The sequence below is a fragment of the Pedobacter sp. GSP4 genome, from assembly GCF_051857575.1.
Lineage (GTDB): Bacteria > Bacteroidota > Bacteroidia > Sphingobacteriales > Sphingobacteriaceae > Pedobacter.
On sequence record NZ_JBPZIR010000008.1, the window covers coordinates 251033 to 277686 of the forward strand.

A 26654-nucleotide genomic window follows, 5' to 3' on the forward strand; every position below is an offset into this window, starting at 1 on the left:
AAATTTTACGGGTAAATTTATCAAATTTATATCCCGAATTGGTTTAAACAGCGTCATTATCAACAAAATTATTTGACAGCTATTGTGGCAATTGATTTTTACCTCAAAGCAAATATATTGGCGAATGATTATATTCGTAATCCTAACCGAAAAACATGACGCGCTACAAAATTACCATCCTCCTACTGTTCTTGCTATCAGTTACGTTTTGCAAGGCTGTGCCCTTAACCGATACCACATTTAAAAACGTAATCTGTTCTTTTGGTACCGCCAACAGCAAGCGCATTATTATTGGTGCCCATTACGATACCTGTGGCAACCAAGAAGGGGCCGACGATAATGCCAGCGGCGTAAGCGGACTTTTAGAACTGGCCAGATTATTTAAAGGGCAGATATTAAAGCACAGAGTAGATCTGGTGGCTTATACGCTAGAAGAACCACCCTATTTCCGCACCGAAAATATGGGCAGTTATATCCATGCTAAATCATTGGAAACAGCCAAAATAGATGTTTACGGTATGATCTCGTTAGAAATGATCGGTTATTTTAAAGATGAGAAAAAATCTCAGTCTTATCCTTTAGGCATCCTATCGTGGTTTTATGGCAATAAAGGGAACTATATTACCCTCGTAAAAAAATTTGGTTCAGGCAACTTTGCAAAGCACTTTACAAAATCTTTTAAACAATCGCAGGCCATTCGCACCAAAACCTTTGTAGGTCCGCCTTCGCTGCCCGGCATTGACTTTTCTGATCATTTAAATTATTGGAAATTTGGTTACAGCGCATTGATGATAACCGACACTTCATTTTTCAGAAACAAAAATTATCACCAGGTTACCGATACCATGGAAACCTTGGATTTAAACAGGATGGCCAAAGTAATTGATGGTGTATTTTATTCGATAACTAAATGATAAGCTCCAATGAAAATCAAACGCTACTCCATCATCGCCCTATTAGGTCTCATTTCCATTTTCTTTGTTCATACCATTTACATTGTAACCGATGGGCTCTTTGATAGCCACCACAAAGCAGATTTAGGTGTTATCCTTGGCAACAAGGTAAATACCGATGGAACACTATCCGAAAGGCTTACCAAAAGGCTCGAATGTGGCTTAAATTTATATAAACAAGGCGATGTAAAAATGCTTATGGTAAGCGGAGGCTTAGGTAAAGAAGGATTTAACGAAGGCGATAAAATGCGGGATTACCTGATTCAAAAAGGTGTTCCACCCGAAGCCATCATTACCGATAACAGGGGAAATAACACCTTAAAAACCGTTGAAAACACGGTTGGGTTAAAACGAGACTACCACATCGAAAGTATCGTTGTGGTTTCCCAGTACTATCACATTACTCGAACGAAAATGCTTTTCAGAAAAAATGGTTTCGACAAAGTGTTTGGTGCTAGCCCGCGGTACTTTGAATGGCGAGATGCCTATTCGATAGTTAGAGAGTTTGTAGCTTTTTATACTGAATTTTTATCATTCCGAAATTAATTGCGCACACTTATTAAATTTCGTGCCTATATTTATTAATTGAGTTACGCAAATAAGATATTGATGGGATTAACAATCGAACTCAGGTTCATACAATAAATCTATATTGAAACACATGAAAAACATCTTCCAGCCCGCTGTAACCAGCGAAATTATCGAAAGAATTAATCACCTTACCCCTACTACACCACAGCTTTGGGGTAAAATGAATGTTGCGCAGATGCTGGCACACTGTAATGTAACCTATGAAATGGTTTATGATGATATCCATCCAAAACCAGGCCCATTTATGAAATTTATACTAAAGCTTTTGGTTAAAGGTTTGGTAGTGAGCGAAAAGCCGTATCCCAAAAACAACCATACAGCACCTCAGTTTATCATCAAAGACGAAAAGCAATTTGAAAAAGAGAAAGCCCGGTTAATTGATTACCTTAACAAAACACAAGCGCTGGGTGAAGCACATTTTGACGGTAAAGAATCGCATTCATTTGGCCGCTTAACAAAAACCGAATGGAACAATATGTTCTACAAACATTTAAACCATCATCTTTCACAATTTGGGGCTTAGCCTACTAATTACTTTAGTCTTTCGGCTTCACAGCATTTTATTTGTCATATTACCCCCTTAAAAAGTCTCTTTTACGCCCTATCTGCAATTCAGATCTTGCTTAACTTGTACTAACAAAACTCAATAACAAAACATGGCAAAACCACTTGTAACATGCCTTTGGTTTGATGGACAGGCCGAAGCAGCAGCAAAATATTACTGTACAGTTTTTAAAGATTCGAAAATTACCCAGGTTACCCCAATGGTTGTCACATTTGAATTAAACGGAAGTAAATTTATGGGACTAAACGGCGGACCGCAATTTAAGTTTGATGAAGCAGTTTCGTTGATGGTGAATTGCGATAGTCAGGAAGAGATAGATTATTACTGGGATACGCTGACCAAAGATGGTGGACAGGAAAGTATGTGCGGCTGGTTAAAAGACAAATTTGGCCTTTCATGGCAAATTGTTCCTTCCAATATTGGAGCATTAATGGCCGAGCCCGAAAGAGCCAAAAGAGTAATGGATGTAGTGATGAAGATGAAAAAGCTAGACATGAAAACCATGGAAAATGCCTGATAATCAGGTACGCTTTTAAATTCCATTATCCCCCAAGAGATATCAAGAATTTTCATATCTTCAAGTATGAAAAGATTGACGATTTTAACCGCGTTAATCATCCCACTGTTTCTTTGTACCTCTTGGGGCTTCTTTGCACATCAAAGAATCAATAACCTGGCTGTTTTCACCCTGCCCCCTGCCATGATCGGCTTTTACAAAAAGAATATCAAGTATATTACCGAGCATGCTGTCGATCCTGATAAGCGCCGGTATGCCGATACTTTAGAAGCGCCAAGACATTATCTGGATGTAGAAAATTATGCGGAACAGGTAGATAGTATTCCAGAAAAATGGAAAGATGCATTGGCCAAATATGGCCAGAAACGTTTAAATACTGATGGAATTTTACCCTGGCAAATTCAGCGGACCTACTATAGCTTGGTTAAGGCTTTTAAAACCAAGGATTCGGTTAAAATCTTAAAATATTCTGCAGATTTAGGCCACTATATCGGCGATGCACATGTGCCCCTGCATACCACCGCAAACCACAACGGTCAACTGAGTAATCAGGTGGGCATCCATGCTTTTTGGGAAAGCCGTTTACCCGAGCTTTTTTCTACCCGTTACAGCTTCATTGTAGGAAAGGCCAATTACGTCGAAAATCCTTTAAAAGAGGCTTGGAAGATTGTTAAGCAAACCCACAGCCTGGTTGATACGGTTTTAAGCTTCGAAGCTCAATTAAACCGCTCTTTCCCCTCTGATCAAAAGTACAGTTTTTCGGAAAGGAACAATACCATCTTAAAACAGTATGCTACGGCTTATTCAAAGGCCTATCACGAAAACTTAAACGGCATGGTTGAAAAGCAGATGCGTGCATCAATACTCGAAATAGGCTCTTTCTGGTTTTCGGCATGGATAGATGCCGGTCAGCCGGAACTCAAAAATCTCGTTAAAACAACATTACAGCCTGATGAGGATAAAGAAACCCAAGAAATTGAAAAGAAATACCAAAATGGTTTACTAATTGGCCGGGAACTTTAATTATTCTTTGCCCTCAATAATTTTTTCAATCTTTTTAGGTTGCAAACGGCTTCTAATTGCGGCCCATACAGCAGGCACAAAGGTAACCACAGCAATAAATATAATAACCAGTTCGAAATTGTTTTTGATTACCGGAATCTGCCCCAATAAATAGCCACCTAAAAGTAAGGCAACAATCCACGCTACACCGCCAATAATATTGTAATAGGTAAAACGGCCGAATGGCATTTTAGCAATTCCAGCAACAAAAGGTGCAATGGTTCTGAAAATTGGCAGGAATCTGCTCAACATAATTGCTTTACCACCATGTTTTTCAAAAAACTCATGCGATTGGTGATAATATTTCAACTTTAAAATTTTATTCTTTTCTTTAAATACACCTGCCCCTAAAACACTACCGAGCTTATAGTTCACGGTGTTCCCTAAAATGGCCGCCACAATTAAAATGATCAGCATTAACCAGATATTTAAACCGGTTTCATGCTCGCCGGCAATTAGCGCGCCCATGGCAAAAAGCAATGAATCGCCCGGAAGAAAGGGCGTAATCACAAAACCAGTTTCGGCAAAAATAATCAGGAATAAAATAAGGTAAGTCCAGGTACGGTATTCGTTAACAATTTCGGCTAAATGGACATCAATATGAAGGATAAAGTCTATAAGCTGCTGTAGTAATTCCATTTATCTAATTTTGGGCAAAAGTATGAATATCAAAGGGATTAAATGCTAGTAAAATGCAATAAATGTTAGTTAGCAGAAATTAAGCGCTTTTGAAGCTCACCGGTTTTAGAGCCATCAAACAAGATGGTATACACTTTACCGTTAGAAATACTTAAAGTATCTAAGCGGGTTACAGCCGGCGGCGGGTTGGTTGCTGTAGGGGTTACCAATTTGAATGCAATCCGGGTATCCTTACTCACCTTCACCTTAAAAGATTTTACTTCACCCAGACCCATTGTAAAATTGGTCAGTTTTGCACTATCTATAACCAATACACTAGAAGCTAGGGTATAGCCTAGATTAATAAAAGTAAGCTTGGCAGAGTCCAAATCCGGTTTTACATCATCAGCATAAACCGTTAAGATGGCAGGAGCAGTACTTGTTTTTTTGTTATAATAAACCGAATAGTTCATCCCAATTTTAAACTGTTGACCCACAAGGCTGCTTGCATCTACAGCGGTATTGATATTTCTGGTAGTAATTTTAAAAGTAGAATCGCCGGGAATTACCACATAGCTGGTATTTGTACCATAGGCTACAGTATTACCAATCTGGATACCGTTTAAATAGAAATTTTGTGATGTATCACTTACAGCTGTCTGAAAGAACCGAATTTTAGCATCACCCAGTATAAAATTATTATTTTTTATACACGAGCAGATCATCAATACCGGCACGAATAACAAAAGTATTTTGGGGAATAAAAAATTAGTATTTTTCATTTGTGTAAATTGTTTCAATGGCCATTACCGGCGCTAATAAAACGTAAAGATAATAGAAACCATATGAATTTGCTGAAATTAATTATCGGTGATGATATGGGCTTCTAATGTTGCAGCCGTAGTACCGCTAAACCAAATGGTATATATCTTGCCACCTTCAAGGCTTGTTCCGGCTATGGTTTTAACATTGCCCGAGCCTACAACCGTATACCTTAAATTCGTTCCTGCATCCACAGTAAAATAATTAGAGGCTTCTTTAAAAGCTAAACCGTTTACAAACTGTATACCGGCCTGTACACTAACATTAATACCTGTAGTATAATTCGGGCTCAGGTTTATCAGTTTAATTTTGGCTTTACCCATTTCAGTATTGCTCAGGTTATCCTCGTAAGTCACAATTTCCCCTTCACCTTTTTTATTGGTCACCAAAAAGGTAGTGTATGTAATGGAAGGTGTAAAGTTTAGTGATGTATCGGTACTGGCATTGTCGGTGCCCATATACGCTACATTGCGGTTACCAGAAGGTATTTTAACATAATTACTGGTTTCGCCGAAAGCCAGTGCATTAGCGGTTAACTTTTCGTTGTCTAAATAAACATCCTGGTGCACTTCTAAATGCGATGCATTAACAACTTTAATTTTTGCTTCCCCTTTAACAATTTCTTCCGGGTTATGTTTTTTGCAGGCTGAAAGGTTGGTTAGGATCAGGATAGAACAGACGAAAATTGTTTTGGAGAGATTAGTAAAGATTTTCATAAGGTTTGGTTAGTTGGTTATAAACAAAAATGGCTCGGTCAAAAACCAAGCCATTTTCTTTATTTAACTAAATAATTAGTAAGACTAATAACTGTTATTTAGCATAACCGGCATCACCAACATTAAAACATCTTCATTTTCATCATTGGTTTGAGGGATTAAAAGCCCTGCCCTGTTTGGTGTAGAAAGTTCCAAAGTAACTTCATCGCCACTCAAATTGCTAAGCATTTCGATCAAGAAACGGGCATTAAAGCCTATTTCGAGGTCTTCGCCATCATATTGGCAGCTTAAACGCTCGTGGGCTTCGTTAGCAAAATCTAAATCTTCTGAAGAAATATTCAGTTCGCTACCACTAATTTTTAACCTTACCTGGTGTGTAGTTTTATTGGCAAAAATTACAACCCTGCGAAGTGTATTTAAAAACAGACCTCTATCAATAACTAATTTGTTTGGATTGTTGGTTGGAATTACTGCCTCATAATCTGGATAGCGTTCGTCTATTAAACGACACACCAAATTGATATTTTCGAACTTAAAGAAAGCACTGGTTGCATTGTAATCTACTGATACATTGATATCTGTAGATGGTAAAGCTGCTTTCAAAAGTGTTAAAGCTTTTTTAGGAAGAATAAATGAAGTGGCTTTATCGGCTTTGCTATCCATACGGCGGTAGCGTACAAGCTTATGTGCATCTGTAGCTACAAATGTAATGTGCTGTGGTGATAACTGACAGAATACCCCAGTCATTGCCGGACGAAGTTCATCGTTACTTACCGCAAAAATAGTTTTGGTAATGGCTTCAGTTAAAACCGATGCCGGTAAATTAACAGACGAAGCATTTTCTACAACCGGGATTTTCGGAAAATCGTCGCCGTTTTCACCGCTCAGTTTATATTTACCATCACCCGCACTGATCTCGATGGCAAAAGTGCTATCATCAATATTAAATGCAATAGGTTGATCTGGCAGGGTTTTAAGCGTATCTAATAAAATTTTAGATGGAACGGCTACTTTACCTTCTTCTTTTGATTCGACAGCCAAAGCAGTTGTCATGCTGGTTTGTAAATCAGTTGCAGAGATCGTTAAGTTTCCGTCTTTAATTTCGAAAAGAAAATTTTCTAATATGGGTAAAACTGTACTGCTGCTTGATGCACCATTTACAGTTTGCAAGTGTTTTAACAGCGTTGATGTGGATACAATAAATCTCATGATATCATTTAGTCTTCTTCAAAAATATAAAAATTATTTAGCGTACTTGTATTTGCGGTAATAATGTTGAAAAATTGCAAAGAATATTAACAATAGCAATGGGGCCACAACATTTATTAACTGCCACTTGGTTTTTTCGAGCTTAATTTTGGCTTTATCGAGCAATCTGATCTTCACTTCCTTGTTCCGGAGGGTAATCAGGTTATCATCATCTGTAAAATAATCAACAATATTTAACAATAAGGCTTTATTTCCGAAAGTACGCTGCGAGTAACGGTCAAAACCTAAAGGAAAGGGAGTGCCATTTTGTTCTGACACCTGATTTTTAAAGATATCGCCATCACCAACCACAATCATTTTGGCAGGTTTACCCACATTTTGGGCGGTATAAGGCTGCAATATCGTAGTCGGTAAAGGCCTCCCTGCAAAAACAGATGGAAAATTACCTTCCAACAGCACCCCAACATTCTGTGGCCTGCCCTGAAAAGCTCTCGGATCCAACTGTTCTCCAACCATTTGCAAACTGAATAACTTTGGCGCATCGAACACCTTGTTAAAAGATGAAGTGGTTAAAATGTAAGCCTTTTTAACTCCTTTTGCCCCGATCGTATCGACCGTGCTTGGAAATTCTGATTTAATGCCATCCAATTTTTTTACCACGCTTTCTACCGTATCGGGCAGTAAAATCGGATAATACATCCATGGTACAAGCTGCATCTGGTTCTGTCCGCCAACAACACCCGTAGAAACAGGTATTTCGGCACTGTTTGCCGGATCGGCAATAATGTTGTAGTTAATCCTGGCGCCATACATAAATAGCATATCATCCAGGTTAAGATTATTGTTAACAGCCATCTGTCCGCTCCGTCCCCTTAAACTATCCAGCTCTGCACGTACCTGATCAATGCTCCACAGTACCCTTCCACCGTTCATTACAAAATAATTGATTTTATATTTTTCGGCTTCGGTAAAAGGTTTGCTTGGTTTGGCAATAACCAGCATTTTAAGTTTATCCAAACCTTCCTTATCGATGCTGTTCAAATCTACACGCCCAACCTGGTAACTGCTTGAAAGGGTATGTATGGCATCAGCCAGCTGCATATCAGATAGTTCGCCATTCGATTCGGAGAAGCCGATGCGCGGGTTGCTGCCGGTTAGTACTTTTTTAAGGCTCGCTGTAAAAATGTACTCCAGGTTTTCTATGGAGCGGTTAATATTATCTTCATAGCTGCCACGTGTATCCAGATTCTGAAACAGCTTAACCGGAAACTCCTTTCCATCGCTCTCCATCATCGCCATTGGGAATACCAGTTTCTGCGTTAGTCCTGCATCGGTTTTAACGCTCAGATTGGTGGCCTCAATGCCCCTTTCGTACAAATTATTGATCACCGTATCCTGATCGGCCTGACTTAACCCGGCAATTGGATCGACGAAAACAATCTTTACGTCTGCTTTGGCATAAGCTTTATAATCGGATAAAATATCGTTTACCGCAGCTTCCAATCGTTTAAAAGCCGGGGGCAGTTCGCCTTTTAAAAATACCGTAATCATGATCGGCTTTTCATTTTTGGCCAATAAGGATTTTGTTTTTTCGCTTAAGGTATAGCGTTTATCGGCCGTAAAATCAAACCGCTCAAAAATATACCGGCCAGCAATATTTAAAACTGCCAATGCCGATAAAACAATAAGCGCTGTAACCCATTTATTCGTCAGTTTCATTATCGCTTCCCTCCCATGATTAAATTGGTTAAAAACAGGAACAGCACTGAAAATGTAATAAAGTAGATTAAATCCCTGGTATCTAAAACTCCACGGCTAATGGCAATATAGTGTTCGTTGATGCCGAAAGCAGTAATAGCTGTTTCAGCACCTTTGAAGGCAGAAATCTGACTGGTATAATCGAAACCTAAAAAGGCAAATGCACACAGAGCCGCTGATATTACAAAGGCAATAACCTGGTTTTTGGTTAAGGCCGATGAGAATATGCCCAAGGCGGTAAATGCCGCACCAAGTAAAAACAAACCGATATAAGAGCCGATAACCGAGCCCGAATCGATGTTGCCCTCTGGTAAACCGAGTTTTGATATGCTGTAGTAATAAATCAACGTTGGAATTAAGGCAAATAGCACCAAAACCAAACTGGCCAAATATTTTGCGGTTACAATCTGCCAGATCTGAATTGGCCGGGTAACCAGCAGCTCGTAGGTACCTTCTCTCCTTTCTTCGGCGAAAGACCTCATGGTAACCGCTGGGATCAGGAACATAAACAGGTACGGTACTAAACTAAAAAAGCCGCCCAGTTCTGCATAGCCATAGTCGAGAATTGAAGTATCAGGAAAAAACCAAAGTAACAGGCCCGATACCAATAAAAAAATGCCAATGGTAATGTAAGCCACCATAGAACTTAAGAAACTGAATAACTCGCGTTTAAAAACTGCGTACATAGCTAAATTTAAATGCCGAAGTTAAGAAATATTTTTTCGTTGATGACCAATAGCGCATAGTTGATGGTTTATAAACGACGAGTGATCGTTAATAGTTTAAACCTTAGATAAACTGCACAAAAAAAGCCCCCGATTTCCATCGGAGGCTTAATGTTATTTTTACAGCAGGTTAGAAAGAAAAACCTAATCCTACTGTAAATACTTTATGTTTGATTGAAGCATCATAAGCTTTTGCTTCTTCATCATCAGCCATGTTGCCTAAACCCAAACCGTAACCGGCATGAATGTTTAATCCATTATTTAACTGAAAACCCGCTAAGAAATTTAATCCGAAATCGGTGCGTTTAAAGCCAGCATCTTCGAATTCGATTTTCTCTTTTTCTGATCCCATTTTTGCGTTTGCACTTAAAGCATAAGCAAAGTAAGGGCCTGCACCAACAAATATTTTACCTGCATTGCCTGCTTTGAAATTTACAATGGCATTTACTGGTAGTTCCAGATATTTGAAGTTTAAAGTCGCGTCATCATCGGTTAGAAAGTCGTCGTTATCAAAACCAAAGCTACTGCTGTTAATTTTTGTTCCTTTATCAATAAAGGTTAGTCCTGGCTGGATGGAAATCAGATCAGATAATCCGAACTCTACGGTTCCACCAACATAATAAGAGGTTTTCGTATCATAGCTAAATGATGCCCCGTTTGCAGAAAAAGTCATATTTGGGAAAGCCACGCCTGCCTTAATGCCAAATTTAACCGGTGTACTTTGAGCTAAAGCTGCAGTACTTAATGCAGCAACTGTTAATAAAGATAATACAAGTTTTTTCATCTGATTTTTTTGAGAATTGTTTTTTAGTTTTCCGTGTATCTGCCTTTTGAGCAAAAACGTTGCAATGATAAACAAACTAATTCAATAGTTAAAAATAATATACAAAAGCTTATGTATAAATTGACTGACAAAACATTTTGTAAACAGCAAAGCCTCCAATTGCTTGGAGGCTGCTAAATAAAGGTATGTTTCTGATTATAAACCGAATGCAAAAGCTGCACGGATACCGATGAAAGATACGGACGAACTATTTCTTGCCCATCCTTCATAACGTATTCCTAAATCGATACTAGATTTATCGGCAACTGAAAATGATGCACCTAATGTTGGAGAATAAGCAAAAGCCGTACCCGATCCTTCACCTGTAGCAATTGCGGCTCCTACTTCACCCGCACCATAAAAATTACCACCAAAATAATATTTGGCTCCAACTTTTAAAGGGATAATACCATCATTTTTAAGTTCTACACCGAATATAGATTTATAGGCATCTTTGATCTCTTTTTTATAAGAGAATGATAAATATCCGGCAGAACCTGTTAAATTAAGCGATTTGGCAACATTTAGTTCTCCTTGAACTGAACCTCCAAAACCTAAGTTGTTAGCATCTGCTAATTTGCCAATCGGTAAAGCGAAGTCTGGACCAACACTAATTTTGTTTACTGCTCCTTCTGTTTGAGCTGAAGCTGCAAAGCCTAAGCCTGCAAGCATTAATAAAGAAAGTAATACTTTTTTCATTTGATTTCTAATTGTTAAAACTTATAATTTAGTTGTTTCAATAGACACACAGAAATTAAAAAGGTTACAATCTTCAGCTAAGAAATCCGAAAAAATAAAATTTATAAAATAAAAAAACGCCCTGAAGTTAATCAGGACGCTTTACTATTTATTGATGGGTTAAAAAGCAAAACCTAAACCGAAACCCAGATTTGGTAAAATACCGCTACCTTTTAATGAAGAAAAAGCGCCATCATTATCATCATATTTAAATGAAGAATAGGCGGCACCTAAATTCAGGTCGATTACAAAACCACTATCAAACGCCCATTGATAACCTCCTTTTACACCGGCATTTAATGAGCCATATTTTGTTTCATATTCTTTCTCATCAAAAAAGCCCTGAACTTTTACCTTACCTGCCAAGTAGCCTGCTTTTGCACCTACGTACCAGCCATGTAAACTTTCGCGGAAATAATAACGGTATTGGGCTTCGCCACCAAAGCTTGAGTATTTAGAGCCAGAAATTTTATAGCCTGCGGCACCTAATCCGGCACTTACAGAACTATTATCACCAATTTTAAATTCGCCACTCACTAAATCTGTTCCACCTAAAAGCGCAAGAGGGTTAGCTTTGATTGCAATTGTTTGAGCTTGAGCTGCGAACCCTAATAACGCAGCTGTTAATAAAGATAATAAAGTTTTTTTCATTTTTTTATTGATTAATTTGTTGGTTACCGCATGGCAAGCTAAATGCCAACAAAAAACAATCAATAGCATATTAAATGATAAATCGATTCAGTAATAGCGAAAACCGATAAAATTTAAGTGAAAAAAAATGTGCTAAATTTTTGCGAAAAAACTTCAGAAAAAAAGTGGGAAATCATTTCCCCAAAAGCGGGAAAGATAATCCCCATTAAAAATTGAATTCTACAGTTATTGAAATTACAGCCCAAAAACGTAGGCAAATCTTAAACCTACAAAACCTTTGGTATTGCTGCTGTTCAGGCCAATAAGATTACTTTCGTTTTTACCTGTCCAGCCTTCGTATCTGATCCCTAAATCGAGCCTGTTCTCTCCCGCCAACTTAAACTGGTTACCAATGCCCGGCGACCAAACGAACAAAACCTTTTGGCCGTTATTTAAAGGTAATGCAGCACCCAATTGGCCTTCGGCATAAAAGCTATCACTCAGGATATATTTTAAACCAGCTTTAACTGGCGCATAGGTCAAATCCTGAACATTGAAAACCTGATTCCGTTTTCCGAAAAAATTCATATAACCTGCATTTAAGGTTAAGGCTAGATTTTCCGAAACAGGAAGGTCGGCCTTAATTGATGCACCAACACCGATGCCAGATATGCCTGCGAAATTTCCCGAAGGCAGGCCAATTTCGGCCCCGACACCAATATTGGCCATACTTTGTGCCTTTGCCATAAATGGAGCTAAAAAGATCAGGGTAATTAAAACAAGTTTGATTTTTGATGTAAGCATGTATTTAAGCCGTGAGTTTTCTGAAAATATCTTCTAATGAATGTTGTTGATGCGTTTTTTTTAGGCCTGCCAACGAATCGTTCGCTACGATTTTACCTTTGCTGATGATGATGATATCGTCGCATATTGCTTCAACCTCCTGCATAATGTGTGTCGAAATTACAACCGTTTTATCTTTACCCAATGTTTTAATCAGCAACCTGATATCAACCAGTTGATTGGGGTCTAAGCCAGAAGTCGGCTCATCTAAAATTAATACTTCGGGGTTGTGTATAATGGCCTGCGCCAAGCCTACCCGTTGCCTGTAACCTTTAGATAGCATACCAATTTTTTTATGCTGCTCTGGTGTAAGGCCAACCATTTTTATCACCTCAGCTATCCTTGCAGGCAAATTGTCCAGTTGATAGGCCTGGCCAACAAAGCTTAAATATTCCTTTACATACATATCGGTGTATAGCGGCGTATTTTCTGGCAGATATCCGATGTGTTTTTTGGCAACTATGGCTGCTGAGAGAATGGGTTTGCCAGCAATTACAGCTTCGCCTGATGTTGGTGCAAGGTAACCCGTAAGCATGCGCATGGTTGTAGATTTACCCGCACCGTTAGGGCCTAAAAACCCCAAAATACGACCAGGTTTGGCTTCAAAACTAATTGAATCTACAGCTTTCTGCTTATCGTAATGTTTAGAAAGGTTTTTAACTAAAATGCTCATAGTATTGTTTTTACCCAGCGTTTTACAGATGGTGATTTATCGTTGCATCTTTCAACCCAATGGTTAATTAATATGCGTGGAACTTAACTTTTTATTGTAGCGGAACTTATCCAACTGCTCTGCTGCCTGCTCAATATTATCCGAAGATAAAATATCGGCGCCATTATTGGCCAGATGATAATAAACCATTTTGGCCGGGTTTGCCAGCGAACTTTTATCAATATTGCCCATTGTGCCTAAAATGGTTGTAATTCCCTTATCGTGCAGATATCGATATAATTCTTTATCAGGCGCAGCAACGCCAACAAACGCCACAATCCGGTTGTTCGGAATACCCATATTATTTAACCTTTTCAGTTCCGCTTTCTTTTGTACAGAAGCCGAAATCATTAACTCTGGTGCCAATTGGTGCACTTCCTTAGCTTGATCGGCAGTATAAGTAATTACAATCGAATTGCTTTCTACCTTGTACTGTCTTACCTTTTCAATCACTTTAGCGTAAGAAACACCCTTCTTTAAATCGATGGTTAACAAAACTTTTCCTTTGCTCCAGCTTAATACGCTATCAAGCGTTGGGATTTTAAATTTGGTTTCTCTTCCTTCATCATCTTTGAGGTTAAATGCCTTCAGCTCTTCGTAAGTATAGTTACCTATGGCTCCCTTACCCGTCGAAGTTCTGTCCAGCTTATCATCGTGCATAATTACCAAAACCGAATCTTTACTGTAAGCAATATCAAATTCGATAACCATCGGCCCAAATGTGGTGGCATGATCAAAAGTTTCGATACAGTTTTCTGGATAGCCGGGCATCGGGCCTCCCCTGTGTGCGCTGATTAATGGAAAACGGTTATCGGGCGACCATTCTAAAAATTGATACAGCTCTGCCGTTTGGTTAAATTTAATATAATGATGAACTTTTTCTTCCTGCTTACATGATGCAAAAACTACAATCCACGCGAAGAAAAGTAAATGATGAAATTTCATGGTTCAAAAGTAAACAAATTGGTTAACTGGTTAAACGGTTAATTGCTAAAAAGCCTAATTGTTTAGCACATGCCTTTTGTGGTTCCTTTTAACCCGCTCAAAAACCTTCAATCTTATACCTTTAAACCCTCCACCTTTTTATTATCTTTGCCTCCATTATGGCTCAAAAGAATAACGACGAACAATTTAAAAATGTAATATCACATGCCAAAGAATACGGTTTTGTATTCCAGAGCAGCGAAATATATGATGGCTTAAGTGCCGTTTACGATTACGGCCAATTGGGTGCTGAGTTAAAAAACAACATCAAAACCTACTGGTGGAAAGCCATGGTACAGATGCATGAAAACATTGTAGGTATCGATTCTGCAATTTTTATGCACCCTAAGGTATGGAAAGCGAGTGGACACGTTGATGGTTTTAACGACCCGATGATCGATAACAAAGATTCGAAAAAACGTTACCGCGCCGACCAATTATTAGAGAATAAAATTGATGAACTATATTCGGAACTGGCCAATTTCAGTGCCGAAAACAAAGCTAATTTTGAAACCTACCAACAAGAAATACTGGGTTTGAGCGATGAAGCCCAAGCGAGCTGGATACCTGGTTTTAAAGACGAAGCTTTAGATAATACCAAATACCCGTTTGTTGATGAGGCAAGCTGGAAATTTGTTAAAAAGGGCCTAGCGCTTGAGGTTGAAATGAACCTTGCGCTCAAATCGGAAAACCTGGCACAGCTGAAAGACTTAATTGTTGATTATAAGGTAATCTGCCCAATTTCTAAAACTTCTAACTGGACGGATGTACGCCAGTTTAACCTCATGTTCAGCACGCAGTTTGGTGCAATGGCCGAGGGAAGCGACGAAGTTTATCTCCGCCCGGAAACTGCCCAGGGTATTTTTGTAAACTTTTTAAACGTACAGAAATCAGGAAGGATGAAAATTCCTTTTGGTATTGCGCAGATTGGTAAAGCTTTCAGAAATGAAGTAATTGCCCGTCAGTTCATTATGCGTATGCGCGAGTTTGAACAAATGGAAATGCAATTCTTTGTTCGCCCGGGCGAGGATAAAAAATGGTTCGAGTACTGGAAAGAAGCCCGACTAAAATGGCACAGGGCCTTGGGAACAGCTCCTGAGAAGTACCGTTACCACGATCATGTTAAATTGGCGCACTATGCTAATGCAGCTACCGATATTGAATTTGAATTCCCATTCGGATTTAAAGAAGTAGAAGGAATCCACAGCCGTACCGATTTCGATTTAACGCAGCACCAGGAATATTCGGGCAAAAAAATGCAGTATTTTGATAACGATTTAAACGAAGAAGGTAAACCTTATGGCAATTATGTTCCTTACGTTATCGAAACTTCGATCGGTTTAGACCGTATGTTCCTGCTAACCATGATCAATGCTTTTGAAGAACAGGATTTAAGTACCGAAGATAAACAGGATAGCCGTACTTTATTGCGCCTTCACCCTGCTTTGGCCCCTTATAAAGTGGCTGTTTTCCCTTTAACCAAAAAAGATGGTTTGCCAGAGAAAGCGCGTGAGATTATGGATGCATTGAAATTCGATTTCAACTGTATTTACGAAGAAAAAGATGCCATTGGTAAACGTTACCGCCGTCAGGATGCAGTAGGTACACCTTTTTGTATCACTGTTGATCACCAGAGTTTGGAAGACAATACGGTAACCATCCGTCACCGCGACAGTATGGAACAGGAACGTATCGCCATTGCCGATTTAGCAGATATTATTGGAAAGGCTACAAGCTGGAAAAATTTATTGGCTTAGTTAACAGCATTAGCGTATTTATAATATTTAGTCGCAGGGTAAAACCTGCGACTTTTTTATGTGATGACATCATGAATTTAGCAGAACACTATAACAAACTTTACACCGAATCTATCGATAAAATAGCCAGGGGGTATTACGAAACAGATCCATTAATTGATGATGAAACAGATAACCGATTTGGCATTACACTGGTAATCAGAGCAGATACTGAAACCAATGCTAATATTCAACATTTTTTGGCGGCTGTAAAAGCTATTGAGCCAGATCAATATTATTACCAAAATCCGGATATCCACATTACCCTCATGTCGATCATTTCTTGCTATAACGGGTTTAAGCTTGAAGATATCCACATTCAGGATTACGTTCAGCTGATAGAAAAGGTATTGGCTAAATATTCCAGTTTTAAAATCAACTTTAGAGGGCTTACGGCCTCTCCATCCTGTATTTTGGTTCAGGGTTTTTTAACCGAAACGCTTAATGAAATCCGTGATGATTTGAGGTTGGCTTTCAAAAATTCAGACTTGCAGCAGAGCATTGATAAAAGATATGCTATCCAAACTGCACATTCTACCATTGTACGGTTTAGAAAACCCCTACAGAACAAAACTGCCCTGGTTAACCTAGTGGAAAAATACCGCGATTTTGACTTTGGCACTTTTGACGTAAAACAGATAGAACTGGTGTACAACGATTGGTACCAGCGCGAGCGCTTTGTTAAGAAGCTGCATACATTTACCTTCTAATCAAATTTATCAAACGATTGAATTAAACATGCGCTAGGTTTTAAGCCATTTTAGCCTATTTCATCTTATAACTTTTGCAGGCATTATGTAATTTAGGTTAATCAACCCTAAACCAAATGCATTTCTTAAAAAAGTTTTTAATCGGGCTATTCATTGCCGCAATCAGTAGTTTGCATTTAAACGCGCAACAAAAACCCAAATTCAAAGTAATTGCTTTTTATACCGCAAAAAGCGATCAGGCACACATTAGTTTCGTGCACGAAGCCAATAAGTGGTTCCCTCAGCTGGCCTACAAATACCATTTCAGTTATGATTCTACCTCCAATTGGGATAATTTAAATGCTGCATTTCTGGCTAAATATCAGGTGGTTTTATTTCTCGATACCCGCCCAGAAAAGTCCGAACAGCGCGAAGCTTTTCAAAAATACATGGCAAACGGAGGTGGTTGGATGGGCTTTCACTTTTCTGCTTTTGCTTTGTCGAAATCGGCTTACGACACCAACTGGGACTGGTACCACAATATTTTTTTAGGTTCGGGTGGTTACGCTAGCAATACCTGGCGGCCAACTTCGGCCATACTCAGGGTAGAAAACAGCAAGCATCCGGTTACCAAAAACCTACCTCAAACTTTTAAAGCTCAGCCCAACGAATGGTACAGGTGGCAGAACGATCTCCGTAAAAATCCCGACATCCATATATTGCTGGCTATCGATTCTACCAGTTTTCCTTTGGGTACCGGCCCAAAAGCACACGAAATATGGCATAGCGGTTATTACCCCGTGGTATGGAGCAATAAAAACTACAAAATGGTTTACGTAAATATGGGCCATAACGATATGGATTACGAACATAAGTACGATAAAACCAACAAAACACTGTCGTTTACCTTCGGCAATGAAGTGCAGAACAAAATGATTTTGAACAGCTTGATGTGGTTGGGCAAAGGCAAAAAAGTAAAATAATTATTCGGTCATAAAAGCCTTATGGGTAAAGCAAATTTTAAATTTGTTGGTTGCAACACTATATTTGTTTAACCTCAATTAATAGCTATGAAAATCCCACAGAAGTTTTTTGCACGCCAACACGAAATAGCAGCAGATTTTTTAAGGGAACTGGATAAACATCTTGACGATATTGTATCGGGCCGCGCGACCGAAATGTTCGAGGTTAGGGATTTTGCCGAGCTTATACACGTTCATCCAACCCATTTAAGCAATACCATTAAATCGGCAACAGGTTATTCGCCATGTTATTTCTTTGAAGAAAGGCTGATGGATATTTCGAAATCGATGCTGCAGAACATTAGTATGCCCATTGCAGAAATAGCGCGGATACTAACTTACGATCCGTCTAATTTCACTAAGTTTTTTAAACACTTTGCAGGTAAAACACCCAAGCAATATAGAGAAGATTACTTCAGATCTTTATCAAATACGGAAAAGCTCACCATATAATACTTAAACTGTCACCATTTTAACTTAAGCTATCACCATTTTTACAGCCGTTTTCCATCTAACTTTGTTTAACAAATTAAAGAAAAATGGAAACACAAAATAAAATTGCCCTGGTAACTGGCGGAAGCCGGGGATTGGGAAAAAATGCGGCGCTAAAAATTGCAGCCAAAGGAATTGATGTCATAGTAACTTACCAATCGAAAAAAGACGAAGCCCAAAACACTGTAGAAGAGATTAAAAAACTGGGTGTTAAGGCAGCTGCAGTACAATTAGATGTGGCCGATGCCAAATCGTTCGACACCTTTCTTTCATCGGTTAAAGAAGCTTTAAGTAGCACATTCAATGCAGAAAAATTCGATTTTTTGGTTAACAATGCAGGCATTGGCATTCATGCTTCGTCTGCCGAAACCACAGAGGATCAGTTCGATACTTTGGTAAACATCCAATTTAAAGGACCTTTCTTTTTAACCCAAAAAGCATTGCCATATTTAAACGATGGTGGTGCAATTATCAATATTTCTACAGGTTTGGCACGTTTTGCATTGCCAGGTTTTGCAGCTTATGCTTCAATGAAAGGCGCTATGGAAACCTTGACTAAATACCAGGCCAAAGAGTTAGGATCACGGGGAATCAGATCGAACATTGTAGCCCCAGGAGCAATTGAAACCGATTTTGGTGGTGGTGTAGTGCGCGATAACGAGCAGATGAATGCCGGTATTGCCTCAAATACCGCGCTTGGCCGTGTTGGTTTGCCAGATGATATTGGTGGTGTGGTAGCTTTTTTATGTACTGAGGATGCCAGATGGATTAATGCACAGCGCATTGAGGCTTCGGGTGGTATGTTTTTATAAACTACCTGCTATTTTTAACCACAAAGGCACCAAGGCACGGATAAAAACCCTCCGTGTCTTAGTGCCTTTGTGGTTATTTTTTGTTTCGAACAGCTAAAATCCCCCGACAGAAAATAAACTGCATCAAATGGCGTTATCCATAAAAACCACCCAGATGCGCCGCTTCCTTTTACCCGTGTTATTGTTTACCATTTTTGTTCATGAAGCTGTAGCCCAAGAGTGGTCGGATGCTGAAATAAGAAAGGCCAATACAGCTGTAAATGCCAATTATTTAACCACAGAAGAAAAGAATGTGGTTTTATTGATGAACCTTATCCGCTTGGATGGCACGCGGTTTTACAACACATTTTTAGAAGATTACATCAACAAATATAACGCCAGCGTAAGGCAGTACAGAAATTATAACGAACTGAAAATTACGCGCAACAATTCATACTATACTTCCCTTTACAAGCATTTGCAGCCAATAAAAAACTTACCAATGTTTTATCCTGATGAGCGCTTAACGGCCCTAAGCCGCGGTCATGCTGTCGATTTAAACCGGCACGATCTGGATACCCATGAGAGCAGCAACGGCGAAAAATTTTCTAAACGCCTTTCCAGATATTTCCCGAACAAGGCCATGAGTGAGAACATTGATTTTGGATACAGCAAAAGCCTGGATATTGTTTGTCATTTACTTTTAGATTGTGGCGTGCCATCATTGGGGCATAGGTTTAATATTTTAGATCAAAAATATAAACTCAACACCGTTGGAGTAAGCATACAGCCCCATCCCTCTTACAATTTCTGCACTGTAATAGATTTTGTTGCACAACCAACATTTTATAGCAACAATCAATAACTTATCAAAAAACTTTTAGACTTTAGAAAGCTAAAACTTTTTGTAAAGCTCAAAATCTACAGTTTAAAAATTAATTTACCTTTGCAGCGACAATTACAAAACAACAATGCGCAAAATTATTCTAGCCCTCATCGATTTTTTCTACCCACCTTTTAAAAAGTATATTTCCCTGCATAATTTCAGGTACTTGGTTACTGGAGGAGGAACTTTATTGTTGGGGATTTTGAGCTATTATTTTGCCTACTTCTTTATCTTTAAAACAGAGGAAGTAAATTTTGGGATGATTGTACTTCAAAGGGAAACAGCATCATTATTGGTGGATTATGGTATAGCTATACCAACCAGTTTCTTGCTCAACAAGTACGTCATATTTACCCATAGCGAGTTAAAAGGAAGGGTTCAGTTATTCCGGTTCTTAAATCTCCAGCTTATTAACATATTGGCCAACTATGTTTTGTTAAAGTTTTTGTTAGAGCTTTTGAGAGATTATCCTACCCTAGCCATGCTTTCAAGAATAGCCGTTTCGGTTTTAATGGCACTTTTCAGTTACCTGTACCAGCATTATTTCACTTTCAGCGTGAAGAAAATAGGGGATAATAAAAAAAATAATCATCTGCAGTAATTGTTGCCACTGAAGCCCTGTTTAACGCCAATAAATTAATCATAATATAAATCATATTTTGGAAAAGCAATTACGGTGTTAATAGCTTTCGACAGTCCCGCCTCCGCTTCAAGTCCTCACTCGTACCTCGTTCCGGGCTTTATGCTCCAGTCGGGTTTAGATGGCCAAAACAGTATTTCTATTTTTGTTTTCATGCAAATCCAAAGAAAACCCGACCTATTAGCACAAACCTTTGTACCTAAACGGGATGGAAGCGGCATCCCCCGATTCTTCATCGGGGATATAGCAAACAGCCCGGCCGGAGCTTCCCGATGAAATGCTACAGTACCTTTCCCAATTATTAATCCATCATTATAACCGCCCAAAACCATTATTACGCAAACCTGTTAATTTATGCAGCTGCTTTCTTGTTAAGATAAAAACAACATCCTAACTTAGCTGCCGACCAACTTATTTTCATGACACCAATGAGCCATTTTAACGATTTTAATAATGCGCAGGTAGCTAAATTGCCCAATCATTTAAAGCAGTTTATTGTTGCCCAGAATTACGAAAAATACACACCGATAGATCAGGCTGTTTGGAGGTACGTAATGCGCCAAAATTACAGCTACCTCAAAAATGTTGCTTATTACCCTTACATTAAAGGTTTACAGCGTGCCGGCCTTAGTATAGAATACATTCCCGACCTGCAGACCATGAATGATAATTTGGGTAAGATTGGCTGGGGCGCAGTAACTGTTGATGGTTTTATACCACCCGCTGCCTTTATGGAATATCAAGCTTATCGGGTACTGGTAATCGCTGCTGATATCCGCCAGATAAACCATATCGAATATACCCCCGCGCCTGATATTATACATGAAAGTGCAGGTCATGCACCCATTATTGCCGATACCGATTATAACAATTACCTAAGCTATTTTGGTTCCATCGGTGCTAAAGCCATGTTTTCGGCAAAAGATTTTGAACTTTACGAAGCCATTAGAAAGCTGTCTATTTTAAAGGAAGCTGCAGATGCCGATGAATTTCAGCTAGCAAAGGCAGAAAAAGAACTCCGCTACATTAGTGAAAACATGGGAGAACCCTCAGAAATGGCCCTGTTGGGCAGGTTACACTGGTGGACAGTAGAATATGGCCTGATCGGTACTTTGGAAAATCCAAAAATTTATGGTGCCGGCTTACTATCTTCCATTGGTGAGAGCGCAAGCTGTATGCAAAGCGATGTAAAGAAACTTTGGTACAACATCGATACCATCAATTATCAATACGATATTACCAAACCACAGCCACAGCTTTTTGTAACCGAAACCTTTCAAAACCTGATTGATGTTTTAGAACAATTTGCAGATACCATGGCCTTTCGTCGTGGTGGTGCAGAAAGCATTATGAAAGCCATTGCCTGTAAAAATGTGGCAACAGGGGTTTATAGCTCGGGCTTACAGGTTAGTGGCATTTTTACCGATATGGGCATAAGTTCTACCGATGAGGTTACTTTTATTAAAACCACAGGAGCATCTGCGCTGGCTTTTAACCATAAACAGCTGCCAGGCCACGGAAAAGAGTATCATGCAGATGGTTTTTCTTCGCCGGTTGGCAAACTGAAAAATTCCGATAAATTTTTGGAAGATTTCAGCGACGAAGAACTGACTGCATTGGATATTACAGTTGGCCATACGGCAACACTGTTGTTCGAAAGCGGAATTACGGTAATTGGTGAGGTTAAAAGTATAGTTAAAGAAGATGCTAAGCTCATTTTAATTGCTTTTGCCAATTGTACTGTTACCGAAAGCAATGGCAACGTACTGTTTAAACCCGAATGGGGAACATACGACATGGCTGTTGGCGCCAAAATTATTTCGGTTTTTAACGGAGCGGCTGATAAAGATGCTTACGAAGAAATAACTTTGATCAGCATAGAAAAAACACATCAGGTTAGTTATGATGATAAAACGTTAAAACTCCACGCGCTCTACAAAACTGTCCGCGGAATACGCGAAAGTGGAGAAAATTTATCCCAACTGGCCGAAGTTTTTGATGAGTTAAAAAGAAACCACAGACAGGATTGGCTTTGTGCACTGGAGGTGTTGGAAATTATTTATCATAAAAAAATATATCACCAGTTAGAAAAAGAGATTCAGGTATACCTCGAAATTAAAGCCGGAAAAGAATTAGATCATACCAAACTAATCAATGATGGTTTGCATGTGATTAAAAACCCGGTAAGTCAGTTAATTATTGAAGAATAACAGATCGTGTCCGTTTGTAGCGGGGATGATAGCGCATTACATTTTTAAGGTGGTATATTATTGTCTAGTAGATATAATCAGCGATAAAATCGCTGTTCTCAGCAATCCCCGTTACAAACGGGGACTATTTATCTTTCAAACTTTTAACTTTACCGAAATTTAACTTTTTTTAATGAACATCATAATTACAGGTGCAAGCAGCGGAATAGGTTTCGAAGCTGCTTTAGAATTTAGTTTGCATAAAGAAAATAAGATTGTAGCTATTGCCCGTTCGGCAGATAAACTGCGCAAGCTTTTAGAGATTGCCAGGGGAATTAATCCTGACTGTACACTCCTACCTGTTGAATTTGACATTGTAAACGATGATTACGCTGCGCTAATTCCATTTTTAAAAGAGCGCTTGGGTACTATCAATATTTTAGTGAACAATGCCGGAGCCTTAATTAATAAACCGTTTTTAGAGACGACTGAGGTTGATTTGGGCGAAATGCTGCAGAGCAATGTGATTGCCCATTTCAGGATAATACAGAACGTATTGCCGTTAATGCAAAGCGGAAGTCATATTGTAAATATTGGCAGCATGGGAGGCTTTCAGGGAAGTATTAAATTTCCGGGTTTGGCGGCTTATTCAGCAAGTAAAGCGGCACTTCATACCCTAACAGAGTGCCTGGCTTTCGAACTGGCCGATACAGGTATTAAAGTTAACTGTTTGGCATTGGGTTCGGCACAGACAGAAATGCTCGAAGCTGCCTTTCCAGGCTATCAAAGTCCGGTAATGGCTTTTGAAATGGGCAAATATGTAGCCGATTTTGCCAAAACAGGGCATAAATTTTTTAATGGAAAGATCCTGCCTGTTGCAGTAACTACACCATAAGTTATTATTTTTTAGTAATTTACCTGAAACTAAAAAAAATCTATGGAAACAAAATCACCTTTTAATACCACCGACAACGGAAAAAGTGCGGCAATTGTAAGCTACTTTTGGTTTATTGGATGGCTTATTGCCTACTTTGCCATGTACAAAGATAACCAGACCGAACTTAGCCGTTACCATTTAAAACAAACATTGCTGTTCCATCTGGTATCTACTGTGCTAAGTTGGGGCTTAAGTTTATTTTTAATCCCGGTGCTTTTTACAACAGGTTTTGAACTTGGTTATTATGGTGTCCGTATTATTCAGATTGCTCTTTTTGTATTGTGGATTATTGGATTGATCGGTGCTGCCCAGGGAGAAAAAAAGCCAATTCCATTAATCGGCGAAAGGGCCCAAACCATGTTTCCAAGTATATAATCAAACCAAATATATTAATCAGAGTGGCTGCATGATAAGTTGTAAAGCCGATTCAGATTTGTCACCTTGAGCCCGTCGAAACGCTTTGTAAACCTGCATACTGATCATTCGGCAGGCTCAAAGGTGACAATTTTAGCTCCAGGCTTTTTCTGTTTCCACTCATTTTCAACATTTTAATGGCCTTTGGATATTTTTTATATCTTTGGCTCCAACATATGAAGAAAATAATAGTCCCGATTTTGTTTTTCATTTTGTCTGCTACCGCAGGAAAAGCCCAAACAATCATACCGGCCCAATATCAGGAGCTGGTTAAAAAGCTGGTTGCCAGCCTACCCAAAGAAAGTAAGCCCTTAAATAATTCGTCGGCTAACCAATCAGAAAGTTTGATTGATTTTGCCAAAAGCATGCTCGGCATACCATACCGTTATGCCACAAGCAACCCTAAGGTAGGTTTCGATTGCTCAGGCTTTGTAAGTTATGTATTTAGCAATTTTGGCTTTAAAGTTCCACGCTCATCACGGGAATTTAGCTATACCGGTACAGAAACAACCTTAGAAAATGCAAAGGTTGGCGACGTAATGATATTTACCGGAAGTAACTCTAAAGTGCGCAGAATTGGCCATGTAGGCATTATTTATTCTATTGATGAAAGTGGGATCAAGTTTATCCATGCTTCATCTGGTAAAGCGCATGGTGTAACCATTACCGATTTTAATGGCCATTATAAAAACCGTTTCTTAAAGGTGGTCAGTATCCTCTAGCTACTTTTTATATTTCCACATTCTGGGTTTGCCCTCGCCTATCCATTCAACAGCGGTTTCTAAGCGTTTTATTTTGGTAGCTTCAGTTTTAGCCTCTTCGAGCCAAAGTACATATTCCTTTTTGTTGGATGTGCTAAAATTCTGAAAAACAGCCAGCGCTTTTGGGTCTTTGCTTAAGGCTTCGATAAAATACTCAGGTACAACCAGTTCTTTTTTCTCTACTGCTTTAAGTTTTGAAGGTAGTTTGATATTATCTTCATTTAACTGAATGGCCTGTTGTATGTAAGCAATCAGGATTTCATCTGCCGGCAAATCTTCAAAAGATTTAATTTTGCCCAACCAGCCCATCGCCTCGGTACGGTCTTTAAAAATATGGTACTCATCATTCATTAATGATGCCTTCCAAAAACCAAAAGCGCAATGGTTCTTAAACGATGCCATGTGGCATACCGTACCTTTATAATCGAAAAAAGGCATTCCCCATTTAATTTTTTCTTCAATGCGGGCATCAGCCTTGTGCACCAGGTTTCTTAAATGGTCTAAAATAGGAATGGCAAATTCTGCCGAATTGATAATGTACTGATCTACCTGAACAAGCGTATGCATGGCTAAAAAATTTCTTTATTAAATTTAAAGCAAAACAATCTTTAATGCAAGGGCAACATCGCCTTGCTTAAGTATATTTTTGGCCAGTTCGTGCAATTCGCGCTCACGGTTAGTACTATCGCCAATGGTTGCATCCAGCACTTCCTTAACCTGTGGATGCGTGCTGATCAGATCTATTTCCTCATCGCTTGGCAAATGCTCTACATTGCCCAGCATGCCCAGATCGTTCCCGGTTAAAACTTTTGAAAAGCGTACCGCCTGTGGCAAACGGTCTACCCCGATACCCAAGCGGGCTAAAGGTTTGGTTACTTTAAACAGGTTCTCGTTGGTTACCCTGCAGTACCAATCGCCGCCCAAACGTGCAACCAAATCTATTTTATGCTGGTCTATTTTACCCTCCGCATCTAAAATATTTTCGTTGATGTGGATCAGTTTTATTTCAGCTAGGATTAAGTTGCCTGCACCATGCTGATCGCCAAGATGAATAACCTCGTTAACCACACATTCGAACTGAACCGGAGCTTCGGCAACCCTCGGCGGGCTAACCAGATCCGATTTTAGCATGGTAAACCCAGCTTTATCAAATTCATTTATACCCTTTGCGTATTCGGTGCTGGCCAAACTCATCTGCTGCACCATATCGTAATTCACAATGTTGATTACGCATTCTTTAACTTCCAGAACGTTTTCTAGCGTATGTTTAGTGGTATTATCGCGTACTCTTCTGGCCGGAGAGAAAACACAGATCGGAGGATTGGTACTAAACATATTAAAGAAACTGAAAGGGCTTAAATTAATATTCCCTTCGGCATCAATGGTAGAGGCAAAGCAGATTGGCCGCGGTGCAATGGCGTATTGCAGGTAATTTTGAAGTTCTACCGGGCTTAGATCGGAGGTTTTTAAAGTTAGCACGGGTATTCGTTAAGTTTTGACAAAAGGTTAAAAACCGAGATTACAATAAAGAGTTACCGTCATTTCGAGCGAAGTGCAACGAAGTCGAGAACCCGAAGGCTCAGCGAAGCTAAATCTATCTCGAGGTAGATCTCTCCGTTCCGCTGCGCTTCATCCGATTGCTATCGGATCGAGATGATTGTTATGATAAAAACAAATTTTAAGCAGCTATATTATAATTGTTTTTATAGCTCTCCTGGTTTTTTATAACTGCTGCAACTCTGAGCGCTATTTTGTTTCTGACCGCGTTAAT

Annotated in this window: 30 protein-coding genes; 16 read left to right on the forward strand and 14 right to left on the reverse strand. The window is 39.2% G+C overall.

Features of this window, described 5'->3' with window-relative positions:
• Positions 1–155: 155 nt before the first annotated feature.
• The 5 genes from ACS5PU_RS19525 (at position 156) to ACS5PU_RS19545 (ending at position 3649) form a co-directional block, all read left to right on the forward strand.
• Positions 156–914, forward strand: a complete 759-nt coding sequence (locus ACS5PU_RS19525; RefSeq protein ID WP_439460841.1) for a M28 family peptidase — start codon at positions 156–158, stop codon at positions 912–914.
• Between the two features lie 9 nt (positions 915–923).
• Positions 924–1499, forward strand: a complete 576-nt coding sequence (locus ACS5PU_RS19530) for a YdcF family protein (RefSeq protein WP_439460842.1) — start codon at positions 924–926, stop codon at positions 1497–1499.
• Positions 1500–1614: 115 nt separating this feature from the next.
• Positions 1615–2067, forward strand: a complete 453-nt coding sequence (locus ACS5PU_RS19535) for a DUF1569 domain-containing protein (protein WP_439460843.1) — start codon at positions 1615–1617, stop codon at positions 2065–2067.
• A 133-nt stretch (positions 2068–2200) separates the two neighbouring features.
• Positions 2201–2626, forward strand: coding sequence for a VOC family protein (locus ACS5PU_RS19540; protein WP_439460844.1), 426 nt, complete (start codon positions 2201–2203; stop codon positions 2624–2626).
• 66 nt (positions 2627–2692) lie between these two features.
• Complete coding sequence (locus ACS5PU_RS19545; RefSeq protein ID WP_439460845.1) at positions 2693–3649, forward strand: zinc dependent phospholipase C family protein; 957 nt, start codon at positions 2693–2695, stop codon at positions 3647–3649.
• On the opposite strand, the gene ACS5PU_RS19550 is transcribed toward ACS5PU_RS19545, so the two are convergent.
• From ACS5PU_RS19550 to ACS5PU_RS19605, 12 genes are all read right to left on the reverse strand, one after another.
• The gene (locus tag ACS5PU_RS19550) at positions 3650–4327 is read right to left on the reverse strand and encodes a DedA family protein (RefSeq protein ID WP_439460846.1); all 678 of its coding nucleotides are present in this window, start codon (positions 4325–4327) and stop codon (positions 3650–3652) included.
• Positions 4328–4392: 65 nt separating this feature from the next.
• Positions 4393–5088, reverse strand: coding sequence for a DUF4397 domain-containing protein (locus ACS5PU_RS19555; protein WP_439460847.1), 696 nt, complete (start codon positions 5086–5088; stop codon positions 4393–4395).
• A 78-nt stretch (positions 5089–5166) separates the two neighbouring features.
• Positions 5167–5844, reverse strand: a complete 678-nt coding sequence (locus ACS5PU_RS19560; protein ID WP_439460848.1) for a DUF4397 domain-containing protein — start codon at positions 5842–5844, stop codon at positions 5167–5169.
• Positions 5845–5928: 84 nt separating this feature from the next.
• On the reverse strand, positions 5929–7053 hold the full coding sequence (dnaN, locus tag ACS5PU_RS19565; protein ID WP_090988080.1) for a DNA polymerase III subunit beta: 1125 nt from the start codon (positions 7051–7053) through the stop codon (positions 5929–5931).
• A 33-nt stretch (positions 7054–7086) separates the two neighbouring features.
• Complete coding sequence (gldG, locus tag ACS5PU_RS19570) at positions 7087–8772, reverse strand: gliding motility-associated ABC transporter substrate-binding protein GldG (RefSeq protein WP_439460849.1); 1686 nt, start codon at positions 8770–8772, stop codon at positions 7087–7089.
• Positions 8772–9497, reverse strand: coding sequence for a gliding motility-associated ABC transporter permease subunit GldF (gene gldF / locus ACS5PU_RS19575; RefSeq protein WP_439460850.1), 726 nt, complete (start codon positions 9495–9497; stop codon positions 8772–8774). Before gldF ends, gldG begins: the two co-directional genes overlap by 1 nt.
• A gap of 169 nt (positions 9498–9666) precedes the next feature.
• On the reverse strand, positions 9667–10320 hold the full coding sequence (locus ACS5PU_RS19580; protein ID WP_439460851.1) for a porin family protein: 654 nt from the start codon (positions 10318–10320) through the stop codon (positions 9667–9669).
• 195 nt (positions 10321–10515) lie between these two features.
• Positions 10516–11058 (reverse strand): hypothetical protein, encoded by a 543-nt coding sequence (locus ACS5PU_RS19585; protein WP_439460852.1) that lies wholly within the window; start codon positions 11056–11058, stop codon positions 10516–10518.
• A 159-nt stretch (positions 11059–11217) separates the two neighbouring features.
• Complete coding sequence (locus tag ACS5PU_RS19590; protein WP_439460853.1) at positions 11218–11748, reverse strand: DUF3575 domain-containing protein; 531 nt, start codon at positions 11746–11748, stop codon at positions 11218–11220.
• A 234-nt stretch (positions 11749–11982) separates the two neighbouring features.
• Positions 11983–12531, reverse strand: coding sequence for a hypothetical protein (locus tag ACS5PU_RS19595; RefSeq protein WP_439460854.1), 549 nt, complete (start codon positions 12529–12531; stop codon positions 11983–11985).
• A 4-nt stretch (positions 12532–12535) separates the two neighbouring features.
• Positions 12536–13243, reverse strand: coding sequence for an ATP-binding cassette domain-containing protein (locus tag ACS5PU_RS19600; RefSeq protein ID WP_439460855.1), 708 nt, complete (start codon positions 13241–13243; stop codon positions 12536–12538).
• Between the two features lie 63 nt (positions 13244–13306).
• Positions 13307–14227 carry a glycerophosphodiester phosphodiesterase family protein gene (locus ACS5PU_RS19605; protein ID WP_439460856.1) on the reverse strand — a complete coding sequence of 307 codons (921 nt, stop codon included), beginning with the start codon at positions 14225–14227 and terminating at the stop codon, positions 13307–13309.
• Positions 14228–14385: 158 nt separating this feature from the next.
• On the opposite strand from ACS5PU_RS19605, the gene ACS5PU_RS19610 reads away from it, so the two are divergent.
• From ACS5PU_RS19610 to ACS5PU_RS19660, 11 genes are all read left to right on the forward strand, one after another.
• Positions 14386–16023: a glycine--tRNA ligase gene (locus ACS5PU_RS19610; RefSeq protein WP_439460857.1), complete on the forward strand. Its 1638-nt coding sequence runs from the start codon at positions 14386–14388 to the stop codon at positions 16021–16023.
• Positions 16024–16094: 71 nt separating this feature from the next.
• The gene (locus tag ACS5PU_RS19615) at positions 16095–16772 is read left to right on the forward strand and encodes a 2'-5' RNA ligase family protein (protein WP_439460858.1); all 678 of its coding nucleotides are present in this window, start codon (positions 16095–16097) and stop codon (positions 16770–16772) included.
• Between the two features lie 116 nt (positions 16773–16888).
• Entirely contained in the window at positions 16889–17734 is an 846-nt protein-coding gene (locus ACS5PU_RS19620; RefSeq protein ID WP_439460859.1) for a ThuA domain-containing protein, read from the forward strand.
• Positions 17735–17821: 87 nt separating this feature from the next.
• Entirely contained in the window at positions 17822–18226 is a 405-nt protein-coding gene (locus ACS5PU_RS19625; protein WP_439460860.1) for a helix-turn-helix domain-containing protein, read from the forward strand.
• Positions 18227–18312: 86 nt separating this feature from the next.
• The gene (locus tag ACS5PU_RS19630; protein WP_439460861.1) at positions 18313–19077 is read left to right on the forward strand and encodes an SDR family NAD(P)-dependent oxidoreductase; all 765 of its coding nucleotides are present in this window, start codon (positions 18313–18315) and stop codon (positions 19075–19077) included.
• A 127-nt stretch (positions 19078–19204) separates the two neighbouring features.
• Positions 19205–19921: a CAP domain-containing protein gene (locus ACS5PU_RS19635; protein ID WP_439460862.1), complete on the forward strand. Its 717-nt coding sequence runs from the start codon at positions 19205–19207 to the stop codon at positions 19919–19921.
• A 106-nt stretch (positions 19922–20027) separates the two neighbouring features.
• A complete protein-coding gene (locus tag ACS5PU_RS19640) occupies positions 20028–20543 on the forward strand; it encodes a GtrA family protein (protein WP_439460863.1) in 516 nt (171 codons plus the stop codon).
• Positions 20544–21010: 467 nt separating this feature from the next.
• Positions 21011–22792, forward strand: coding sequence for an aromatic amino acid hydroxylase (locus tag ACS5PU_RS19645; RefSeq protein ID WP_439460864.1), 1782 nt, complete (start codon positions 21011–21013; stop codon positions 22790–22792).
• A 172-nt stretch (positions 22793–22964) separates the two neighbouring features.
• Complete coding sequence (locus ACS5PU_RS19650; RefSeq protein WP_439460865.1) at positions 22965–23666, forward strand: SDR family oxidoreductase; 702 nt, start codon at positions 22965–22967, stop codon at positions 23664–23666.
• Positions 23667–23708: 42 nt separating this feature from the next.
• Entirely contained in the window at positions 23709–24083 is a 375-nt protein-coding gene (locus ACS5PU_RS19655) for a DUF4870 domain-containing protein (protein ID WP_439460866.1), read from the forward strand.
• Positions 24084–24298: 215 nt separating this feature from the next.
• Positions 24299–24844, forward strand: a complete 546-nt coding sequence (locus ACS5PU_RS19660; protein WP_439460867.1) for a C40 family peptidase — start codon at positions 24299–24301, stop codon at positions 24842–24844.
• Here ACS5PU_RS19660 and ACS5PU_RS19665 read toward each other — a convergent pair whose 3' ends face one another.
• Together ACS5PU_RS19665 and ACS5PU_RS19670 are read right to left on the reverse strand one after the other, a co-directional pair.
• The gene (locus tag ACS5PU_RS19665; protein ID WP_439460868.1) at positions 24845–25450 is read right to left on the reverse strand and encodes a YdeI/OmpD-associated family protein; all 606 of its coding nucleotides are present in this window, start codon (positions 25448–25450) and stop codon (positions 24845–24847) included. It lies immediately after the preceding gene.
• 24 nt (positions 25451–25474) lie between these two features.
• The gene (locus tag ACS5PU_RS19670) at positions 25475–26362 is read right to left on the reverse strand and encodes a flavin reductase family protein (RefSeq protein WP_439460869.1); all 888 of its coding nucleotides are present in this window, start codon (positions 26360–26362) and stop codon (positions 25475–25477) included.
• Positions 26363–26654 lie beyond the last annotated feature (292 nt).

Excerpts from the sequence above, each read along its gene's own strand:
- ACS5PU_RS19555 (WP_439460847.1), bottom strand. The coding sequence starts at position 5,088 with ATGAAAAATACTAATTTTTTATTCCCCAAAATACTTTTGTTATTCGTG.
- ACS5PU_RS19540 (WP_439460844.1), top strand. The coding sequence starts at position 2,201 with ATGGCAAAACCACTTGTAACATGCCTTTGGTTTGATGGACAGGCCGAA.
- ACS5PU_RS19530 (WP_439460842.1), top strand. The coding sequence starts at position 924 with ATGAAAATCAAACGCTACTCCATCATCGCCCTATTAGGTCTCATTTCC.
- ACS5PU_RS19525 (WP_439460841.1), top strand. The coding sequence starts at position 156 with ATGACGCGCTACAAAATTACCATCCTCCTACTGTTCTTGCTATCAGTT.
- ACS5PU_RS19650 (WP_439460865.1), top strand. The coding sequence starts at position 22,965 with ATGAACATCATAATTACAGGTGCAAGCAGCGGAATAGGTTTCGAAGCT.
- ACS5PU_RS19655 (WP_439460866.1), top strand. The coding sequence starts at position 23,709 with ATGGAAACAAAATCACCTTTTAATACCACCGACAACGGAAAAAGTGCG.
- gldF (WP_439460850.1), bottom strand. The coding sequence starts at position 9,497 with ATGTACGCAGTTTTTAAACGCGAGTTATTCAGTTTCTTAAGTTCTATG.
- gldG (WP_439460849.1), bottom strand. The coding sequence starts at position 8,772 with ATGAAACTGACGAATAAATGGGTTACAGCGCTTATTGTTTTATCGGCA.
- ACS5PU_RS19645 (WP_439460864.1), top strand. The coding sequence starts at position 21,011 with ATGAGCCATTTTAACGATTTTAATAATGCGCAGGTAGCTAAATTGCCC.
- ACS5PU_RS19560 (WP_439460848.1), bottom strand. The coding sequence starts at position 5,844 with ATGAAAATCTTTACTAATCTCTCCAAAACAATTTTCGTCTGTTCTATC.
- ACS5PU_RS19545 (WP_439460845.1), top strand. The coding sequence starts at position 2,693 with ATGAAAAGATTGACGATTTTAACCGCGTTAATCATCCCACTGTTTCTT.
- ACS5PU_RS19620 (WP_439460859.1), top strand. The coding sequence starts at position 16,889 with ATGCATTTCTTAAAAAAGTTTTTAATCGGGCTATTCATTGCCGCAATC.
- ACS5PU_RS19590 (WP_439460853.1), bottom strand. The coding sequence starts at position 11,748 with ATGAAAAAAACTTTATTATCTTTATTAACAGCTGCGTTATTAGGGTTC.
- ACS5PU_RS19660 (WP_439460867.1), top strand. The coding sequence starts at position 24,299 with ATGAAGAAAATAATAGTCCCGATTTTGTTTTTCATTTTGTCTGCTACC.
- ACS5PU_RS19580 (WP_439460851.1), bottom strand. The coding sequence starts at position 10,320 with ATGAAAAAACTTGTATTATCTTTATTAACAGTTGCTGCATTAAGTACT.
- ACS5PU_RS19625 (WP_439460860.1), top strand. The coding sequence starts at position 17,822 with ATGAAAATCCCACAGAAGTTTTTTGCACGCCAACACGAAATAGCAGCA.
- ACS5PU_RS19610 (WP_439460857.1), top strand. The coding sequence starts at position 14,386 with ATGGCTCAAAAGAATAACGACGAACAATTTAAAAATGTAATATCACAT.
- ACS5PU_RS19635 (WP_439460862.1), top strand. The coding sequence starts at position 19,205 with ATGGCGTTATCCATAAAAACCACCCAGATGCGCCGCTTCCTTTTACCC.
- ACS5PU_RS19585 (WP_439460852.1), bottom strand. The coding sequence starts at position 11,058 with ATGAAAAAAGTATTACTTTCTTTATTAATGCTTGCAGGCTTAGGCTTT.
- dnaN (WP_090988080.1), bottom strand. The coding sequence starts at position 7,053 with ATGAGATTTATTGTATCCACATCAACGCTGTTAAAACACTTGCAAACT.
- ACS5PU_RS19640 (WP_439460863.1), top strand. The coding sequence starts at position 20,028 with ATGCGCAAAATTATTCTAGCCCTCATCGATTTTTTCTACCCACCTTTT.
- ACS5PU_RS19605 (WP_439460856.1), bottom strand. The coding sequence starts at position 14,227 with ATGAAATTTCATCATTTACTTTTCTTCGCGTGGATTGTAGTTTTTGCA.
- ACS5PU_RS19595 (WP_439460854.1), bottom strand. The coding sequence starts at position 12,531 with ATGCTTACATCAAAAATCAAACTTGTTTTAATTACCCTGATCTTTTTA.
- ACS5PU_RS19600 (WP_439460855.1), bottom strand. The coding sequence starts at position 13,243 with ATGAGCATTTTAGTTAAAAACCTTTCTAAACATTACGATAAGCAGAAA.
- ACS5PU_RS19665 (WP_439460868.1), bottom strand. The coding sequence starts at position 25,450 with ATGCATACGCTTGTTCAGGTAGATCAGTACATTATCAATTCGGCAGAA.
- ACS5PU_RS19550 (WP_439460846.1), bottom strand. The coding sequence starts at position 4,327 with ATGGAATTACTACAGCAGCTTATAGACTTTATCCTTCATATTGATGTC.
- ACS5PU_RS19630 (WP_439460861.1), top strand. The coding sequence starts at position 18,313 with ATGGAAACACAAAATAAAATTGCCCTGGTAACTGGCGGAAGCCGGGGA.
- ACS5PU_RS19535 (WP_439460843.1), top strand. The coding sequence starts at position 1,615 with ATGAAAAACATCTTCCAGCCCGCTGTAACCAGCGAAATTATCGAAAGA.
- ACS5PU_RS19615 (WP_439460858.1), top strand. The coding sequence starts at position 16,095 with ATGAATTTAGCAGAACACTATAACAAACTTTACACCGAATCTATCGAT.